The sequence below is a fragment of the Caldicellulosiruptoraceae bacterium PP1 genome (assembly GCA_041320695.1).
In the GTDB taxonomy this organism is placed as follows: Bacteria; Bacillota; Thermoanaerobacteria; order Caldicellulosiruptorales; family Caldicellulosiruptoraceae; genus JBGGOQ01.
Genome location: JBGGOQ010000001.1, coordinates 322,806 through 339,723 on the forward strand (window position 1 = coordinate 322,806; position 16,918 = coordinate 339,723).

At 28.7% G+C, this 16,918-nt stretch carries 18 protein-coding genes; 15 read left to right on the plus strand and 3 right to left on the minus strand.

What is annotated here, in order from left to right; all coding sequences use genetic code 11:
* Positions 1 to 7: 7 nt before the first annotated feature.
* Complete coding sequence (gene atpD / locus ACAG39_01590; GenBank protein ID MEZ0535921.1) at positions 8 to 1,408, plus strand: F0F1 ATP synthase subunit beta; 1,401 nt, start codon at positions 8 to 10, stop codon at positions 1,406 to 1,408.
* 18 nt (positions 1,409 to 1,426) lie between these two features.
* Positions 1,427 to 1,843 (plus strand): ATP synthase F1 subunit epsilon, encoded by a 417-nt coding sequence (gene atpC / locus ACAG39_01595; GenBank protein MEZ0535922.1) that lies wholly within the window; start codon positions 1,427 to 1,429, stop codon positions 1,841 to 1,843.
* 35 nt (positions 1,844 to 1,878) lie between these two features.
* Here atpC and ACAG39_01600 read toward each other — a convergent pair whose 3' ends face one another.
* A complete protein-coding gene (locus tag ACAG39_01600) occupies positions 1,879 to 3,279 on the minus strand; it encodes a radical SAM protein (GenBank protein MEZ0535923.1) in 1,401 nt (466 codons plus the stop codon).
* Positions 3,280 to 3,417: 138 nt separating this feature from the next.
* Between ACAG39_01600 and ACAG39_01605 the strand changes: the two genes are divergently transcribed.
* Positions 3,418 to 3,738, plus strand: a complete 321-nt coding sequence (locus ACAG39_01605; protein MEZ0535924.1) for an ArsR/SmtB family transcription factor — start codon at positions 3,418 to 3,420, stop codon at positions 3,736 to 3,738.
* 132 nt (positions 3,739 to 3,870) lie between these two features.
* On the opposite strand, the gene ACAG39_01610 is transcribed toward ACAG39_01605, so the two are convergent.
* On the minus strand, positions 3,871 to 4,290 hold the full coding sequence (locus ACAG39_01610; GenBank protein ID MEZ0535925.1) for a hypothetical protein: 420 nt from the start codon (positions 4,288 to 4,290) through the stop codon (positions 3,871 to 3,873).
* Between the two features lie 132 nt (positions 4,291 to 4,422).
* Here ACAG39_01610 and ACAG39_01615 point away from each other — a divergent pair, with 132 nt between their 5' ends.
* Genes ACAG39_01615 through ACAG39_01650 form a run of 8 tightly spaced genes read left to right on the plus strand, consistent with a single transcriptional unit; the run spans position 4,423 to position 10,108 of the window.
* The gene (locus ACAG39_01615; protein ID MEZ0535926.1) at positions 4,423 to 5,286 is read left to right on the plus strand and encodes a DUF5685 family protein; all 864 of its coding nucleotides are present in this window, start codon (positions 4,423 to 4,425) and stop codon (positions 5,284 to 5,286) included.
* Entirely contained in the window at positions 5,270 to 5,848 is a 579-nt protein-coding gene (locus ACAG39_01620) for a DnaJ domain-containing protein (GenBank protein ID MEZ0535927.1), read from the plus strand. Before ACAG39_01615 ends, ACAG39_01620 begins: the two co-directional genes overlap by 17 nt.
* A gap of 14 nt (positions 5,849 to 5,862) precedes the next feature.
* A complete protein-coding gene (locus ACAG39_01625; GenBank protein ID MEZ0535928.1) occupies positions 5,863 to 7,122 on the plus strand; it encodes a M16 family metallopeptidase in 1,260 nt (419 codons plus the stop codon).
* Positions 7,123 to 7,135: 13 nt separating this feature from the next.
* Positions 7,136 to 7,585, plus strand: a complete 450-nt coding sequence (dut, locus tag ACAG39_01630; protein MEZ0535929.1) for a dUTP diphosphatase — start codon at positions 7,136 to 7,138, stop codon at positions 7,583 to 7,585.
* A gap of 11 nt (positions 7,586 to 7,596) precedes the next feature.
* Positions 7,597 to 7,824 carry a PRC-barrel domain containing protein gene (locus tag ACAG39_01635; GenBank protein MEZ0535930.1) on the plus strand — a complete coding sequence of 76 codons (228 nt, stop codon included), beginning with the start codon at positions 7,597 to 7,599 and terminating at the stop codon, positions 7,822 to 7,824.
* A gap of 4 nt (positions 7,825 to 7,828) precedes the next feature.
* Positions 7,829 to 8,413: a hypothetical protein gene (locus ACAG39_01640; GenBank protein MEZ0535931.1), complete on the plus strand. Its 585-nt coding sequence runs from the start codon at positions 7,829 to 7,831 to the stop codon at positions 8,411 to 8,413.
* Between the two features lies 1 nt (position 8,414).
* Positions 8,415 to 8,909 (plus strand): Lrp/AsnC family transcriptional regulator, encoded by a 495-nt coding sequence (locus ACAG39_01645; GenBank protein ID MEZ0535932.1) that lies wholly within the window; start codon positions 8,415 to 8,417, stop codon positions 8,907 to 8,909.
* On the plus strand, positions 8,906 to 10,108 hold the full coding sequence (locus ACAG39_01650) for an aminotransferase class I/II-fold pyridoxal phosphate-dependent enzyme (GenBank protein ID MEZ0535933.1): 1,203 nt from the start codon (positions 8,906 to 8,908) through the stop codon (positions 10,106 to 10,108). Before ACAG39_01645 ends, ACAG39_01650 begins: the two co-directional genes overlap by 4 nt.
* On the opposite strand, the gene ACAG39_01655 is transcribed toward ACAG39_01650, so the two are convergent.
* Positions 10,083 to 10,949 carry an RluA family pseudouridine synthase gene (locus ACAG39_01655; GenBank protein MEZ0535934.1) on the minus strand — a complete coding sequence of 289 codons (867 nt, stop codon included), beginning with the start codon at positions 10,947 to 10,949 and terminating at the stop codon, positions 10,083 to 10,085. The genes ACAG39_01650 and ACAG39_01655 overlap by 26 nt on opposite strands.
* A 94-nt stretch (positions 10,950 to 11,043) precedes the next feature.
* On the opposite strand from ACAG39_01655, the gene era reads away from it, so the two are divergent.
* The 4 genes from era to ppdK all read left to right on the plus strand — a co-directional run bounded on the left by era (position 11,044) and on the right by ppdK (position 16,810).
* On the plus strand, positions 11,044 to 11,946 hold the full coding sequence (era, locus tag ACAG39_01660) for a GTPase Era (protein MEZ0535935.1): 903 nt from the start codon (positions 11,044 to 11,046) through the stop codon (positions 11,944 to 11,946).
* 4 nt (positions 11,947 to 11,950) lie between these two features.
* The gene (gene recO, locus ACAG39_01665; GenBank protein MEZ0535936.1) at positions 11,951 to 12,685 is read left to right on the plus strand and encodes a DNA repair protein RecO; all 735 of its coding nucleotides are present in this window, start codon (positions 11,951 to 11,953) and stop codon (positions 12,683 to 12,685) included.
* Positions 12,686 to 12,740: 55 nt separating this feature from the next.
* Positions 12,741 to 14,039: a glycine--tRNA ligase gene (locus ACAG39_01670; protein ID MEZ0535937.1), complete on the plus strand. Its 1,299-nt coding sequence runs from the start codon at positions 12,741 to 12,743 to the stop codon at positions 14,037 to 14,039.
* A gap of 122 nt (positions 14,040 to 14,161) precedes the next feature.
* Entirely contained in the window at positions 14,162 to 16,810 is a 2,649-nt protein-coding gene (gene ppdK, locus ACAG39_01675) for a pyruvate, phosphate dikinase (GenBank protein MEZ0535938.1), read from the plus strand.
* The last annotated feature ends 108 nt before the right edge of the window (positions 16,811 to 16,918 follow it).

The following is a 16,918-nucleotide window of genomic DNA, read 5'->3' on the forward strand; positions in this document are numbered from 1 at the left end:
AACCAAAATGAACCAACATGTTGGATATATAGTTCAAATAATTGGACCAGTTATTGATATTCGCTTTGAAGATGAAAATTTACCAGAAATTAATAATGCAATTGAAATTCAAAATCAAGGCAATAGATTAATTGCAGAAGTAGCTCAACATCTTGGAAATGATATAGTAAGATGTATTGCACTTGGTCCTACAGATGGTTTAAGAAGAGGATTAACTGCGATTGATACAGGAGAACCAATAAAAGTACCTGTTGGAAGAGAAACTTTAGGAAGAATTTTCAATGTTTTAGGTGAAACAATTGATAATAAAGGTGATTTAAAACCTACTGATTATTGGCCTATTCATAGAAGTGCACCTTCATTTGAAGAACAAGCACCAGCAACTGAAGTTTTCGAAACAGGAATAAAAGTTATCGATTTACTCGCACCTTATGCAAAAGGTGGTAAGATAGGATTATTTGGTGGTGCAGGTGTTGGTAAAACAGTTCTTATTATGGAATTGATAAGGAACATAGCCACTGAACATGGTGGTTTTTCAATTTTCACAGGCGTTGGTGAAAGAACAAGAGAAGGAAACGATCTTTGGCTTGACATGAATGAATCTGGTGTAATTGAAAAAACAGCATTAGTCTTTGGTCAAATGAATGAACCACCTGGATCAAGAATGAGAGTTGCCTTGACTGGTCTTACAATGGCTGAATATTTTAGAGATGTTGAAGGTCAAGATGTTCTTTTGTTCATTGATAATATATTTAGATTTATTCAAGCTGGTTCAGAAGTTTCTGCTTTATTAGGTAGAATTCCATCTGCTGTTGGTTATCAGCCAACTCTCGCAAATGAAGTAGGTAGTTTGCAAGAAAGAATAACATCTACAAAAAAGGGATCAATAACATCTGTTCAAGCTATTTATGTTCCTGCAGATGATTTAACAGATCCTGCACCTGCAACTACGTTTGCACACTTAGATGCTATAACTGTTTTGTCAAGGCAAATTGCAGAATTAGGTATATATCCTGCTGTTGACCCATTAGATTCTAATTCAAGAATATTAGATCCTCGAATTGTTGGTGAAGAACATTATAATGTTGCAAGAAGGGTGCAAGAAATTCTTCAAAGATATAAAGAACTTCAAGATATTATTGCTATTTTAGGAATGGATGAACTTTCAGAAGATGATAAAATGATTGTCTATAGAGCTAGAAAAGTTCAAAGATTCTTATCTCAACCATTCTTTGTTGCAGAAGCATTTACAGGACGTGAAGGAAGATATGTTAAACTTTCTGAAACAATTAGAGGTTTTAAAGAAATTATTGATGGAAAAATGGATCATATACCTGAACAATATTTCTATATGGCAGGAACTATTGATGAGGTTTATTCTAGATATAATGAAGATCAAAATAAGTAATTTGATAGGGTGATTATAATGCCTAATTTATTCAATCTTGAAATAATTACTCCTGAAAGAGTTTTTTTTAATAGTGATGTTGAAATGGTAGTTTTACAAGCAGTAGATGGTGAAATGGGCATTCTTTATGGTCACGAACCAGTTATAATTTCGTTAGGAATTGGAAAACTTAAAATAAAAATTGATGGAACATGGAAAGAAGCTGCACTTTCAGGTGGGATAGCAGAAGTCGAACCTAATAAAACAATGATTTTAACAGATGCTATTGAATGGCCTGAAGAAATTGATAAACAAAGGGCTGAACAGGCAAAAGAAAGAGCAGAAAATAAATTAAAACAAAAATTATCAGGAGATGAATTTGAAAGATATCAAGCCGCATTAGAAAGAGCAATAAATAGAATTCGAATGGCTGAAAAAAACCAGAGTGAAAAATAGGCTGCACCATAAATTATGGTACAGCCTATTTTTCTTTATTTTTTTATATTTATATCTAAAAATGATAAATCAACTTTATTTTGTGGAACACCATTTTTTCTTTGTTCCCAAAGCTTTTCAGCTACATTACCCCATTTATCAGCATAATCCAATAATTTATTTGATAGTTCCTCAACAGATTCTGTTTCTCCTCCAATTTGTGTTGGATGTGCATTTGCTTCTTCAACCATTTGTTTTAATTTCAATGGATTATCAAGCATTGGACAAGGTCTTAGATGATTTTCATTAAACGGTCTATTTTTTCTATATGCTTTAAACAATGGTGATTGGAGTGCTTCAAATAGAGAACAATCTTTTATATTAACATTGGAAAAATGTATAAATGCGCATGGTTCAACATCACCATTTGCGTTAATATGAAGATACCTTATTCCACCGGCGATACAACCACCACTAGGTTCCCCATCATTCCAAAAGTCTAATGCAAAAAGCGGTTTAGTCCAACGAATTTCTTCTATTCTTTTATACATAAATGCTCTTTGTTCTGGTGTTGCCATAAAATCTAAATCTGCGTCTTTTCCAACAGGAACATAAGTAAAGAACCATCCAAATTTTGCACCTTTATCAATTAGAAAGTCAATATATTCATCAGAACTTACTTCATCGACATTATATCTGTGATATGTTGTAGAAAATCCAAATACTATTCCTTCTTGTTTTAATTTATCCATTAAAGCAGTTATTTTTTGATATACTCCGTTGCCTCGTCTTTCATCTGTTGATTTTTCAAAGCCATCAATGCTTATAGCAAAAGCTAAATTACCTACAGATTTAACTTTTTTAATAAATTCATCATCAATTAATGTACCATTTGTAAAAGATAAAAATACAGTATCGGGATATTCTTTACATAATTTTAATATATCATCTTTTCGAACCATAGGTTCTCCGCCAGAAAAAATAATAAAATAAATACCTAATTCTTCAGCCTCTTTTACTACTCTAGAAAGTACATCATAATTTAGCATATCAGCTTTCCTATATTCGCCAGCCCAGCAACCTTTACAGCGTAAATTGCATGCAGCTGTTGGATCAATAAGAATTGCATAAGGAACATTAATATCATATTTTTTGCTTATTTCAATTTGTTTTGCTATACCAATAAAGCCTGCATTAACAAAAAAATTAACCAATATTTTTTCTCTCACAAATGGATCTGTTTCTTTAATAATACGAATAGCATACTTATGCCATGAAGAATTTTTATCAAGCAAATATTTCTTAGCATTTCCTATGTATTCCTTATCTCTTGGTCTTATAGATAGTTTTTCAGCCCAATTTAATATTTTTTCCATATTCTGCTCAGGATTACTAGATATATACCTAAGACCTTGTTTAATTAAAGCCTCACCAAAGATCTTTTTTGCTATTTCCATTTATTACACCTCCTATAATATTATTATAAAATTTTTTAATTCCATGTCAATACATATATACGTATAAACATATATATTTATATAGAACTTTTTTTATGTTATAATAATAAAAGCATCTTTATAGAAGGGAGTAAATAAATGAGTCAACTTAGTGAAATTTTATATGCATTATCAGACAACACAAGATTAAGAATTCTAAATCTTTTATCTACAAAAGAACATTGTGTCTCTGATTTAGTTAAAATAATAAAAGAAAATCAACCAAAAATATCTAGACACCTTGCATACCTTAAGAATGTTGGATTGGTTGAAGTAAAGTCACATGCCCAACGTAAAATATATTTTATAAAAGAAGATATGGTTTCAAATTATCCGTTTATTAGGGCTTTACTTGATGAGTTAAAAGAAAAAGATGAATATATAAGTGATTTGAAAGCACTTTATGATAAAACAATATAAGCAAAGAGGGTGTTTATAAAGTTAATTGAACACCCTCTTATGTTTCACATATTTTACTAAGTTTTATTTGTACAAAAAATATGTCCTTCTAAATATTGAGAATACTATTTTGAATCAAACTATTTACACTTATTATTGGTTTTCATCATCGTCTTCAATTAAATCATCATCTACAAGAAGTTCATCATCAACAACATCAAGAGGTTCATCTATTTCAACAGATGTATCATCTAAATCTGCATCTTCAGGAACCAAATCATCTAAAAGTTCATCACCAAGAACTGTTTCATATTCTTCTGGAAATTCATTAGTTACTTTTTCTTCTTCAATTTCAGAATCATCAACTACTCCAGTAAGCAATCTTTCTTCAAAACAACTTTCACACATCTCTTGATCTTCTGGAATATATTCTTCTTTGCAATATGGACATAATTTTTTATTTGTTTCTGAGAAACGTCTAAATTGTTCAAAATCTTTCTTACAAATAGGACAAAGTTCTTCATTTTCAGAAATTCTATTCAATTCACATTTAGGGCATAATCTATATCCCATTGTTTTCCCTCCAGTATCATTTATAATAAAAATATATTAATAATAAAATTAAAAAAAATCAACTAAAATTATATTAACATATAAGTGTATTTCTGATACTATTTATTTATGCTTGCTTGAAAGGAGAAAGTTATGTTTGGATATGTAATGCCATACAAACCAGAATTAAAAATTAAAGAATATGATTATTACAGATCAGTTTATTGCGGGTTATGCAAATCATTGAAAAATAATTTTGGTAACTTATCTCGATTTTTATTAAATTATGATTTTGTATTTTTATATTTGATTATAAATGATAAAATAAAAAATTATGAATATTTTAAAAAGGAAAGTTGTATAGTTCATCCAACAAAAAGAAAAGTTATTTTAGTAGATAATACTTTATTAGAATATACTTCATATAATCTTATTTTATTATCGTATTTTAAATTATATGATGATATTATTGATGATAGACAATATGTTTTATATCCAATAATTAATATATTAAAGAAATTAATTTACGATAGTAATTTTTATGATACTGAGAAATATAATTTTATTAAAAATTGTATTGAGAATCAAATGAACCTTGAAAAGATAAAATGTAATAGAATTGATGAAATTTCTCATTATTTTAGTGAAATATTAAAACTTATTTTTAGCTATAACAATGATGTTAAATTAGGACAAATTGGATATTTTTTGGGTAAGTGGGTATATTTAATTGATGCAATTGATGATTTTTTTGATGATTTATCTAAAAAGAGGTATAATGTTTTAAAATATCATTTTAGTGATATTAATAACTTTGAATATATAAAATCTGAGATGGAAATTTTAAAAATCTCATTATTAAATTATATTAATGAAATGAAATTACAAATAGATTTTGAATTATCGCCACTAGTTGAAAACATAATTGACGTTGGTTTATATAAAAAAACCATAGATGTACTTGATAATTTTTTAAATAAATATAAGGAGCTGATAAATAATGAGAGATCCATATGAAGTTCTAGGCCTACAAAAAGGAGCAACCAAAGAGGAAATAAAAAAAGCATATCTTGAAATGGTGAAAAAATATCATCCTGATAAGTATAAAGATAATCCATTAAAAGATTTAGCTGAAGAAAAATTAAAAGAAATTAATGAAGCTTATAATATTCTTATGAATGAAGCAGGCAATTCCTACACTTCATATACATATAATAATCCATCAAATTACCAACTTATCAGAGATTTAATTTTAAAAGGTAATTTAGTTGATGCTGAACGGCTTCTTTTGCAAAATAGAAACGAAGATGCTGAGTGGTATTATTTGATGGGATTAATATATCAAAGAAAAGGATGGGTAAACGAAGCTTATAAATACTATCAAGCAGCATATATGAAAGAACCTTCAAATTTTGAGTATAAAAGAGCAAAGGAACAATACGAAAGTTATTCGAAAAATTACGAATGGTCGGCTTGGAATAAAGGATATAATAATAGAGGACAAGATTGTGATATGTGTTCAATATGTCAAATAATAGCTTTTTGGGAATGTTGCTGTGATAATGACTGTGGTTGCTAAGGGAGGATTACAATTTGATAAAAAAATTTACCTTACAGAATGGATTGAAGGTAGTATATGAAAATATAAACACCATTAAAACAATAAGTGTAGGAGTTTGGATTGGGTCAGGTTCATTTTATGAAAACAATAAAAATAACGGTATATCACACTTTATTGAACATATACTTTTTAAAGGAACCGAAAACAGAACAGCCAAGGAAATAGCCACTGAAATTGAAGCAATAGGTGGACAAATAAATGCATTTACAGCAAAAGAATATACTTGCTATTATGTAAGAGTATTAGACAGTTTCTTGGAGAAAGCATTGGATATTTTGTCTGATTTAATTCTTCATCCAATTTTAAAAGAAGAAGATATTGAAAAAGAAAAAAGTGTTATAAAAGAAGAAATAAATATGGGGAAAGAGGATCCAGAAGAAATTTTATTTAATGAATTGAATAATCTAATTTGGAAAGGAAGTAGTTTATCTTATCCAATTGCAGGAAAACTTAAAACTGTTGAATCAATAAATAAAACCCTTATTTTAGATCATATGAAAAAATACTATATTCCAAATAACACAGTAATAGCAGTAGCAGGAAATTTTGATGAAGATAATCTAATCAATTTAATAAATAAATATTTTATTAATTGGGAGTATTCAAATCTATGTAATAACAATAAAAATATTTTGTTCAATAAGGGTATAAAGATAAAAAATAAAAAAATAGATCAAACGCAGTTATGTTTAGCTTTTGAAGGTATTGGACAAAGTAATCTAGATGTATATAAGTTAATATTAGTATCTAATATTTTAGGTGGAGGTATGAGTTCTAGGCTATTCCAAAAAATAAGAGAGGAACTTGGTCTTGTATATTCAATTAACTCTTTTTTAAGTACTTATAAAAATACTGGTGCATTTTTAATATATGCAGGAATGAATCCCAAAAACCTGCAAAAGGTTTATGAATTAATTATAAATGAATTAGAAAATTTGATTAGATTAGGTGTTACTGAAGATGAACTTTTAATAGCAAAGCAACAAGTAAAAGGGGCAATAATCTTTGGTCTTGAAAATACAAGTAGCCGTATGTCAAATATAGGAAAAAATCAATTGTTGCTTGATAAAATTTTTGATATTGATGAAGTAATAAATATTATTGACAATATTAGCATTAATGATGTATTTCAAATTATCAAAAATGTATTTACTAAAGAATTTTCAGTTACAGCTGTTGGAAATAAAAAAGATATTGATCTGGAAATATTTAATAAAAGAAAAATTTCATAAAGGTGGTTTTTTTATGATTCTAAAGATTAAAAAAACAGAGGATGCAAAGGATTTACCTTTGCCAGTGTACGTGTCATCAGGTTCAGCAGGATTTGACATTTATGCTAAAGTAAATAATAAAGAAATACTTTATCCTGGACAAATAAAGCTTATAAAAACAGGATTAATTTTTGAGTTACCTGACGGGTATGAGGCACAAGTAAGATCAAGAAGTGGTTTATCTTTGAAATATGGGATAGCTGTTCTTAATTCACCTGGGACTATTGACAGTGATTACAGAGGTGAAGTTGGTGTAATATTAATTAATCTTGGAGAAAAACCTTTCGAAATAAATAGAGGAGACAGAATAGCACAAGTTATAATTTCAAAATATGTGAAGGTTGAAATAATCGAAGAAAAAGAATTATCAGAAACTGAAAGAGGAGAAAATGGTTTTGGATCATCTGGTATAAAAATAATTTAGGAGGATTTTTAATGAGGTTTAGTCAACTACAAGACTCAAGACCTATTATTAATATGCAAGATGGTAGAATTGTTGGAAATTTTCAAGATATTGATATTGTAATTGATCAAAGTGGATTTATTCAATCAATAGAATTAAAAAAAAGGAATGGCTTTAAAACAATTAAAGAAAGCATTTCGTGGGAGAATATTAAGGTCTTTGGTGATGATGCGGTTTTAGTTATGATTGATAAGAGGTGATATTATGATAGAAACCTCGTTTTTTGGATTTTCTAAAAGAGAAGTATATCAATATATTGAACAAATAATTGAAGATTATGAAAAGAATTATGATCAACTTGAAAAACAACGATTAGATCTTTTACAACAACGAGATAAGTTAAAATTGGAAATTGACCAAATTGAAAGAAAGTTAAATAATAAATATCAAATAAGAGATATTGAAAAATTCAATAAGTTTATTAATGATTACTTTAAAAAAGAATGGCATGAAATATACAGATTAAAGGCTGAAAAAATAACTCTTGATTATGATAAAACAATAGAAAACTTAAAAAATATACTTGATGATCTTAAGTGGCAAATTTATAATGTTAGTTTAATAAAAGATAAATTCTTTAATAAATTGAATAATTTAAGTAGATTATTAAATGAAGATAATATTCAAAGTAATAATTTATTAAATAAACGATTAAAATATGATTTTATTGTTGATGATGAGGTAATTATACCCAAAAATGTTATTATTACTGAGAATTTGGTTGAAAGAATAAAGCAAAAAGGTTTAATGATTGAATTATTAAAACATCTTGCAAGGGAGGATATGTAAAATGAATGAAAATATCAAAGAATTAATTTTAGAAATATTAGAGCAAAATTCAAAAATAACTAACAAAGAAATATCAATAATGTTAGGGATAGATGAATATAAAGTATTAGAATATATCAAGGAGTTAGAAGATGATAAAGTTATTGTAAAGTACAATACAATAATAAACTGGGAAAAAACAGAAAAAGATGTTGTTCAAGCTATTATTGAAGTAAAGGTTACACCTCAAAGAGGAGTAGGTTTTGATGCAATTGCAAAAAGAATATATAAGTTTCCTGAGGTTAAAGCAGTATATTTATTATCAGGAAACTATGACTTACATGTTATTGTAGAAGGTAAAACTATGAAAGACATAGCTCATTTTGTTGGTTCTAAATTAGCCCCATTAGAATATGTATTAAGTACTGCAACTCATTTTATTATGAAAAAATACAAGGATGCAGGAATAATACTAGATGATGAAGAAAAGGACGATAGGGAGGTTATCACTCTGTGAACATAGAAAATTTTCTTTCAGAAACTGTTAAATCAATTCCACCCTCTGGTATTAGAAAATTTTTTGATATTGTTTCAGAAATGAAAGATGCTATTTCGTTAGGTGTTGGTGAACCAGATTTTGTAACACCTTGGGTAGTTCGTGAAGCTGGTATTTATGCAATTGAAGATGGTCATACTCATTATACATCTAATTCTGGTTTAAAAGAATTAAGATTTGAAATTAGTAAATACCTTAGAGAAAGATACAATGTAAAATATGACAATTATCAAGAACAAATATTAGTAACTGTAGGTGCAAGTGAGGCAATAGATATTGCTTTAAGAAGTATAATTAACCCAGGTGATGAAGTAATAATTCATGAGCCTTCATTTGTTTCTTATAAAGCTTGTACAAAATTTTCAGGTGGTATTCCAGTAATTGTTGAAACAAAAAGTCAAAATCAATTTAAGCTGAGAGTTGATGATATAGCATCAAAAATCACTTCTAAAACCAAGGCTATTATACTTTCTTATCCTAATAATCCTACTGGTGCTATTATGGATTATTATGACCTTAAAGAGCTTGCTGATTTTCTGAAAGATAAAGATATCTTTGTTATTGCAGATGATATATACAGCGAACTTACATATGGACAACACCATGTTTCAATTGCTTCTTTTCCTTATATGTATGATAAAACAATACTTATCAATGGTTTTTCAAAGGCATTTGCAATGACTGGGTGGAGATTAGGATTTGCAGCTGGAAATGAAACATTAATAAAAGCTATGACAAAGGTACATCAATATATAATTATGAGTGCTCCAACAATGGCACAATATGCAGCAATTGAAGCTCTAAGAAATGGATTTTCAGATGTTACAAAAATGGTTCAAGAATATGATAGAAGACGTAGATTATTGGTTACTAAACTAAACGAAATTGGTCTTGAATGTTTTGAACCAAAAGGTGCATTTTATGTATTTCCATCTATAAAATCTACTGGTTTGACATCAGACCAATTTTGCCACCAGTTATTATACAGGGAAAAAGTAGCTGTTGTTCCTGGAAATGCATTTGGTAGTTGCGGTGAAGGATTTATCAGAATATCGTATGCTTATTCATTAGAAACAATAAAAGAAGCTTTAATTAGGATTGAAAGATTTATTAATTTTCTAAAAACAGATGAATCTAAAGTATTTTTAAAAGTCGAATAAAATAATTAGGTAATTTGGCTTTTATATTATAATTAGTATTGTTAAACCAAAAATAAAAATTAACATTAAATGAATGTAAAAATAATTTTTCAAAACCATCATCAAATCCATATATTTTATCACCTAATATAGGATTACCAATATAGCTTAGATGCACTCTAAGCTGATGCGTACGTCCTGTATGAGGAATTAATAATATAAAAGAATAATTTTCATATTCTTTTATTACTTTGTATTGAGTTAAAGCACTATATCCGTTTTCATTTATCTCTCTTTTTACTTTTTCTCCTGATATCGATATTGGCAGATTAATAATTCCTTCTTTGTTTTGCATTTTGCCATGAACAATGGCAAAATATTTTTTTTCTATATTTTTGCTGATCATTAATTCAGAAACTAAACTATGAATATAAGAATGTTTAGCTATTAAAACTACTCCAGAAGTATCTTTATCTAATCTATTAACCAAATGACAACTTAATCCATTTTTATTTAAATAATATTCAACATAATTTGCTAGTGAATCAGTATAATGACCTTTTGACGGATGTGTTGCTATTCCACTTTCTTTATTTACAGCTAAAAAAAATTCATCTTCAAAAACAATATTAAATGGACTATATACAGGTAAAATATTTGCTTTACGATCAATTAAATCAATAATAATTTCAGTATTCATAGACACTTTTTGATTAATAGAAAAAATAGGAGGATTTATTATTATTTTATTTTCTTTTTTAAGTAATGTAAGCATTCTATCAGAAATCTTGAATTTTTCTCTTAAAATTTGTTTATATGTTAATTTTATATCTTCTTCTTTAACCTTATAATATAAATTCATATATTTAAAAAACTCCTTTATTAGTATATATTATTAATATATTATAAATGCAAAATTACTCAAAATAAATATTGTTAAGAGGTGGAAATTTTAAATGTCATTTAAGTCTGGGTTTGTTGCAATTATCGGAAGACCTAATGTTGGTAAATCTACTTTAATGAACTTATTAGTTGGTTCAAAGGTTTCGATAATTTCACCAAAACCACAAACAACAAGGAATAGTATAAGAGGGATATTAACAAAGGATAAATATCAAATAATTTTTATTGATACTCCTGGTGTTCATACTCCTAAAAATAAACTTTCTGAATATATGGTTAAAATTTCAGAAAACACTTTAACAGAGGTTGAATTAATTTTATACATTGTTGAAGCTACTGATTATTTGATAGGAAAATGGGATGAATATATAATAAGTAAACTGAATAACGTAAAAACACCAAAAATGCTAGTGGTTAATAAATCAGATTTAGCAAGCAAAGATGATATTGAAAGAGTAAAATCACTATTTTCTAAAGTTTGTAATTTCGACTATACAATAGATGTATCAGCTATCGATGGTAGTAATTGTGATTTATTAATCAATAAGATCATAGAAATATTACCTGAGGGTCCTAAATATTATTATGATGATATGATTACTGATTCAAGTGAACGTTTTATAGCTTCAGAAATTATTAGAGAGAAAATATTGAATAATTTATTAGATGAAATACCACATGGCATTGGAGTTGTAATCGAGAAATTTTCTGAAAGAGCAGATAAAGAACTTATTGACATAATTGCTACCATTTATTGTGAAAAGGAATCTCATAAATCTATTATTATTGGTAAAAATGGTAGTATGTTAAAAAGAATTGGTATTCAAGCCCGAGAAGAATTAGAAGTAATTTTTGGAATTAAAATAAACCTTCAATTATGGGTAAAAGTCAAAAAAAATTGGAGAGATGATATTAATTCAATGCGATATTTAGGATATAACATTAAAGAGGTTTAATCTTATGAAATATATCAAATTAAATGGGATTGTATTAAAAGAAACAGATTTTGAAGATACAAGCAAGATATTGACATTACTCACTGATAAAAAGGGCAAAATACAAGTAATTTCGAAAAATTGTAAAAGAACACATAATAGTTTAATTGGTGTGTCTCAACCACTTATTTATTCAGAATTTATTTTAAAAAAAAGTAATGATATTTATTTAATTGTATCAGCATCAATAATTGAATCTTTTTTTGAAATTTCAAAAAGTCTTGACCAAACTATCTATGCAAGCTATTTTATTGAACTTATTGATAACTTTCTCGATTTTGAACAAGAAGATGAGAACTATCTAAGGTTACTTCTTAATACCTTATTTTTACTTAAAAACAATTTTGATAAAGAGGTTTTAGCAAGAATATTTGAAATCAAAGTGTTAAGTATATCTGGTTTTTTGCCTAATCTTATTTATTGCAATAAATGTGGTAGAACAGATATTGATGAAGTATTTTTCTCTTTTGAAGAAGGATGTATTTATTGTTCTAGCTGTAAAAAGAAACACAATCCTTCTATAACATTAGATACCATAAAAACAATATTATTAATTAATGCTACTGAATTAAAAAAAATTCATAAAATTGAGATTCCAAATCATGTTAATAAACAATTAAGCTCTATAATTTCGAAGTATATTTCTATTATACTTCAGAAAGAGATTCATATTCTTGATTTTTTAAAGTTTATAAAATAAAATAATAAAGATTAACATACTTTATGAAAAAGGTGGTAACAATAAAATGGTTACAATGGATGAGATAGTTTCACTTTGTAAAAGACGTGGCTTTATATTTCAATCAAGCGAGATATATGGTGGTTTAAATAGTTGTTGGGATTATGGACCACTTGGGGTAGAACTCAAAAATAATGTTAAAAGATTGTGGTGGAAGGCTAATGTTCAACAAAGAGATGATATGGTTGGGTTAGACTCAAGTATATTAATGAATCCAAGAATTTGGGAAGCAAGCGGACATGTAAGTAATTTTGCTGATCCAATGGCTGATTGTAAAAAATGTAAAAAAAGATGGAGAGTTGATACCCTTCAAGAATACAAATGTCCTGAATGCGGTGGAGAGCTTACTGAAGCAAGAATGTTTAATTTAATGTTTAAAACCTTTATGGGCCCTGTTGAAGACGACTCAGCAATAGTATATCTTAGACCTGAAACTGCACAAGGTATTTTTGTTAATTTTTTAAATGTTCAACAAACAATGAGAAAAAAACTCCCATTTGGTATTGCACAAATTGGAAAATCATTTAGAAATGAAATAACCCCTGGAAACTTTACATTTAGAACTAGAGAATTTGAACAAATGGAAATTGAATACTTTGTAAAACCTGGCACAGATGATTTTTGGCATCAGGATTGGATAAAAAGAAGATTAGAATGGTATTATAAACTTGGAATAAAAAAAGAAAATATAAAAGTTCGTGAACATGAAAAGGATGAACTTGCACACTATGCAAAAGGTTGTGTTGATATAGAATATCTATTCCCTATGGGCTGGTCTGAATTAGAGGGAATTGCAAATAGAACTGATTTTGATTTATCTAGACATCAAGAATTTAGTGGACAGAATCTTACTTATTTTGATGATGAAACAAAACAAAGATTTATACCATACGTTATTGAACCATCTGCAGGTGCTGATAGAGCCACTCTTGCATTTTTAATTGATTCTTATGAAAATCAACAGATTGATGAAAAGGATTCAAGAGTGGTATTACATCTTCATCCTGCAATTGCTCCCATTAAAGCAGGTATTTTCCCATTAGTAAAAAAGGAAGAGCTTATTTCAAAAGCTAAAGATATTTATAAAAAACTTAGACTTAAATGGATGGTCCAATACGACGAAACAGGTAGTATCGGAAAAAGGTATAGAAGACAAGATGAAATTGGTACACCTTTTGGAGTTACTGTAGATTTTCAAACACTTGAAGATAATACTGTTACAATAAGAGATAGAGATTCAATGGAACAAGAAAGAATTTCTATAAATGAATTAGAAAATTACTTACAAGAAAAAATTGAAATATCTTTTGATTAATTATAATAATTAATAAAATACTATTATCAAATTAGTAAAATATGTTATAATAATTAATGTTGCGTTATGCAAATAATTTTTTTAAAATATTTCATGTTATTTTAACATAGGAGGGGATTTATTTGGGTAAGAAGTATGTATATTTATTCCAAGAAGGAAATAAGGATATGAGAGAGCTTCTTGGAGGAAAAGGTGCAAACCTCGCTGAAATGACAAACTTAGGTCTCCCAGTTCCACAAGGTTTTACAGTAACTACCGAGGCTTGTACAAGATACTATGAAGAAGGCGAAAAGATTTCAGACGACATAATAGCAGAAATTCTCGAAAAATTAGCAGAATTAGAAAAGATAGCTGGCAAAAAATTTGGTGATCCATCAAATCCATTGCTTGTATCAGTAAGAAGTGGTGCAAGAGTTTCAATGCCTGGCATGATGGATACAATATTAAATCTTGGTATGAATGACAAAGTTGTTGTTGGCTTAGCAGAACTTACTAACAATGAAAGATTTGCTTATGACTCATATAGAAGATTCATTCAAATGTTCTCAGATGTTGTTATGGGAATTGAAAAAGCTAAATTTGAAAAAATTCTTGATGAAGTAAAAGAAAAATATGGTGCAAAATATGATACAGATTTAACAGCTGAAAATTTAAAAGAAGTTGTTGCAAAATACAAAGAATTATATAAAGAAGAAAAAGGTACAGAATTCCCACAAGATCCAAAAGAACAGCTACTTGAAGCAGTAAAAGCTGTTTTTAGATCATGGAATAATCCAAGAGCTATTGTTTACAGAAGACTCAATGAAATTCCACATGATTGGGGTACAGCTGTAAACGTACAAATGATGGCTTATGGAAATATGGGTAATGACTCTGGTACTGGTGTTGCTTTCACAAGAAACCCATCAACAGGTGAAAAAGAACTCTATGGTGAATTCTTAATGAATGCTCAAGGTGAAGACGTTGTTGCTGGTATTAGAACACCTCAACCAATTGCTGCATTAAAAGAAACAATGCCAGAAGTTTATAACCAATTTGCTGAAATTGCAAAGAAGCTTGAAACATATTACAAAGATATGCAGGATATGGAGTTTACTATTGAGAAAGGTAAACTTTATATGCTTCAAACAAGAAATGGTAAGAGAACTGCACAAGCAGCTTTAAAGATAGCTGTTGATTTAGTTGAAGAAGGTCTTATTACTAAAGAAGATGCTCTTTTAAAAGTTGATCCAAAACAACTTGATTCATTATTACACCCTGCATTTGAACCAAAAGCATTAAAAGCAGCAAAACCAATTGCAAAAGGGCTTCCAGCATCCCCAGGTGCTGCTACTGGTAAAGTTTACTTTACAGCTGAAGAAGCTAAGAATGCTGTTGAATCAGGTGAAAAGAAGGTTATTCTTGTAAGACTTGAAACATCTCCAGAAGATATAGAAGGTATGGTTGCAGCACAAGGTATTCTTACTGCAAGAGGTGGTATGACATCACATGCTGCTGTTGTTGCAAGAGGTATGGGTAAATGCTGCGTTGCTGGTTGTGGCGATATAACAATTAATGAAGAAGAAAAATACTTTACAACTCCAGATGGAAAGAAATTTAATGAAGGTGATTGGATTTCACTTGATGGTAGCACAGGATATGTTTATGAAGGGCAGTTACCAACTCAAGATCCTGAGCTCACTGGCTACTTTGGTACATTTATGCAATGGGCTGATGAAATAAGAAGACTAAGAGTTAGAACAAATGCTGATACTCCTAGAGATGCTGCTCAAGCAAGAAAATTTGGTGCTGAAGGTATTGGTCTTTGCAGAACTGAGCACATGTTCTTTGAAGAAGACAGAATACCAGCAATGAGAGAAATGATTGTAGCAAGAACAGAAGAGCAAAGAAGAAAAGCTCTTGATAAGCTTCTCCCAATGCAAAGAGGAGATTTTGAAGCATTATATAGAGAAATGAAGGGTTATCCAGTTACAATAAGACTTCTTGACCCACCACTACATGAATTCTTACCAAAAGAAGATGAAGCAATTGCAGATCTTGCAAAAGAAATGGGCATGACATTTGATGAATTAAAATCAGTTGTTGAAAGCTTGCATGAACTCAATCCAATGCTTGGTCATAGAGGTTGTCGTCTTGCTGTAACTTATCCTGAAATTGCAGAAATGCAAACAAGAGCTATTATAGAAGCTGCTATTAATGTTAGAAAAGAAGGAATTGATGTTATTCCTGAAATAATGATACCTCTTGTTGGTGAAGTAAAAGAATTAAAGTATGTTAAAGATATTATTGTTAAAACAGCTGAAAAGGTTATGGAAGAAAAAGGTGTTAAGATAGAATATAAAGTAGGTACAATGATTGAGATTCCAAGAGCAGCTTTAACAGCAGATGAGATTGCTAAAGAAGCTGAATTCTTCTCATTTGGTACAAATGACTTAACTCAGATGACATTTGGTTTCTCAAGAGATGATGCTGGCAAATTCTTAAATGATTACTATGATAAAAAGATATTTGAAACTGACCCATTTGCAAGAATTGATGAAAATGGTGTTGGTAAGCTTGTTAAGATGGCTGCAGAACTTGGTAAAAAAACAAGACCTGATATTAAGCTTGGTATATGCGGTGAACATGGAGGAGACCCATCAAGTGTTGAATTCTGCCATAATGCAGGATTAAATTATGTTTCATGCTCACCATACAGAGTACCAATTGCAAGACTTGCAGCAGCACAAGCTGAAGTAAAATCAAGAAAGAAAACTTTTATAGATAAATAAGAATTAAATAAAAAGCTCCATTTGGTTTTATGCCAATGGGGCTTTTTTATAATATTTTTCTTAAAAAATGTATTTTATAAGCAAATAAATATAAAATAAATATATTGA

Excerpts from the sequence above, each read along its gene's own strand:
- dut (MEZ0535929.1), top strand. The coding sequence starts at position 7,136 with ATGATTCTAAAGATTAAAAAAACAGAGGATGCAAAGGATTTACCTTTG.
- ACAG39_01620 (MEZ0535927.1), top strand. The coding sequence starts at position 5,270 with ATGAGAGATCCATATGAAGTTCTAGGCCTACAAAAAGGAGCAACCAAA.
- recO (MEZ0535936.1), top strand. The coding sequence starts at position 11,951 with ATGAAATATATCAAATTAAATGGGATTGTATTAAAAGAAACAGATTTT.
- ACAG39_01640 (MEZ0535931.1), top strand. The coding sequence starts at position 7,829 with ATGATAGAAACCTCGTTTTTTGGATTTTCTAAAAGAGAAGTATATCAA.
- ACAG39_01605 (MEZ0535924.1), top strand. The coding sequence starts at position 3,418 with ATGAGTCAACTTAGTGAAATTTTATATGCATTATCAGACAACACAAGA.
- ACAG39_01670 (MEZ0535937.1), top strand. The coding sequence starts at position 12,741 with ATGGATGAGATAGTTTCACTTTGTAAAAGACGTGGCTTTATATTTCAA.
- ACAG39_01615 (MEZ0535926.1), top strand. The coding sequence starts at position 4,423 with ATGTTTGGATATGTAATGCCATACAAACCAGAATTAAAAATTAAAGAA.
- ACAG39_01645 (MEZ0535932.1), top strand. The coding sequence starts at position 8,415 with ATGAATGAAAATATCAAAGAATTAATTTTAGAAATATTAGAGCAAAAT.
- atpC (MEZ0535922.1), top strand. The coding sequence starts at position 1,427 with ATGCCTAATTTATTCAATCTTGAAATAATTACTCCTGAAAGAGTTTTT.
- era (MEZ0535935.1), top strand. The coding sequence starts at position 11,044 with ATGTCATTTAAGTCTGGGTTTGTTGCAATTATCGGAAGACCTAATGTT.
- atpD (MEZ0535921.1), top strand. The coding sequence starts at position 8 with ATGAACCAACATGTTGGATATATAGTTCAAATAATTGGACCAGTTATT.
- ACAG39_01610 (MEZ0535925.1), bottom strand. The coding sequence starts at position 4,290 with ATGGGATATAGATTATGCCCTAAATGTGAATTGAATAGAATTTCTGAA.
- ACAG39_01635 (MEZ0535930.1), top strand. The coding sequence starts at position 7,597 with ATGAGGTTTAGTCAACTACAAGACTCAAGACCTATTATTAATATGCAA.
- ACAG39_01600 (MEZ0535923.1), bottom strand. The coding sequence starts at position 3,279 with ATGGAAATAGCAAAAAAGATCTTTGGTGAGGCTTTAATTAAACAAGGT.
- ACAG39_01655 (MEZ0535934.1), bottom strand. The coding sequence starts at position 10,949 with ATGAATTTATATTATAAGGTTAAAGAAGAAGATATAAAATTAACATAT.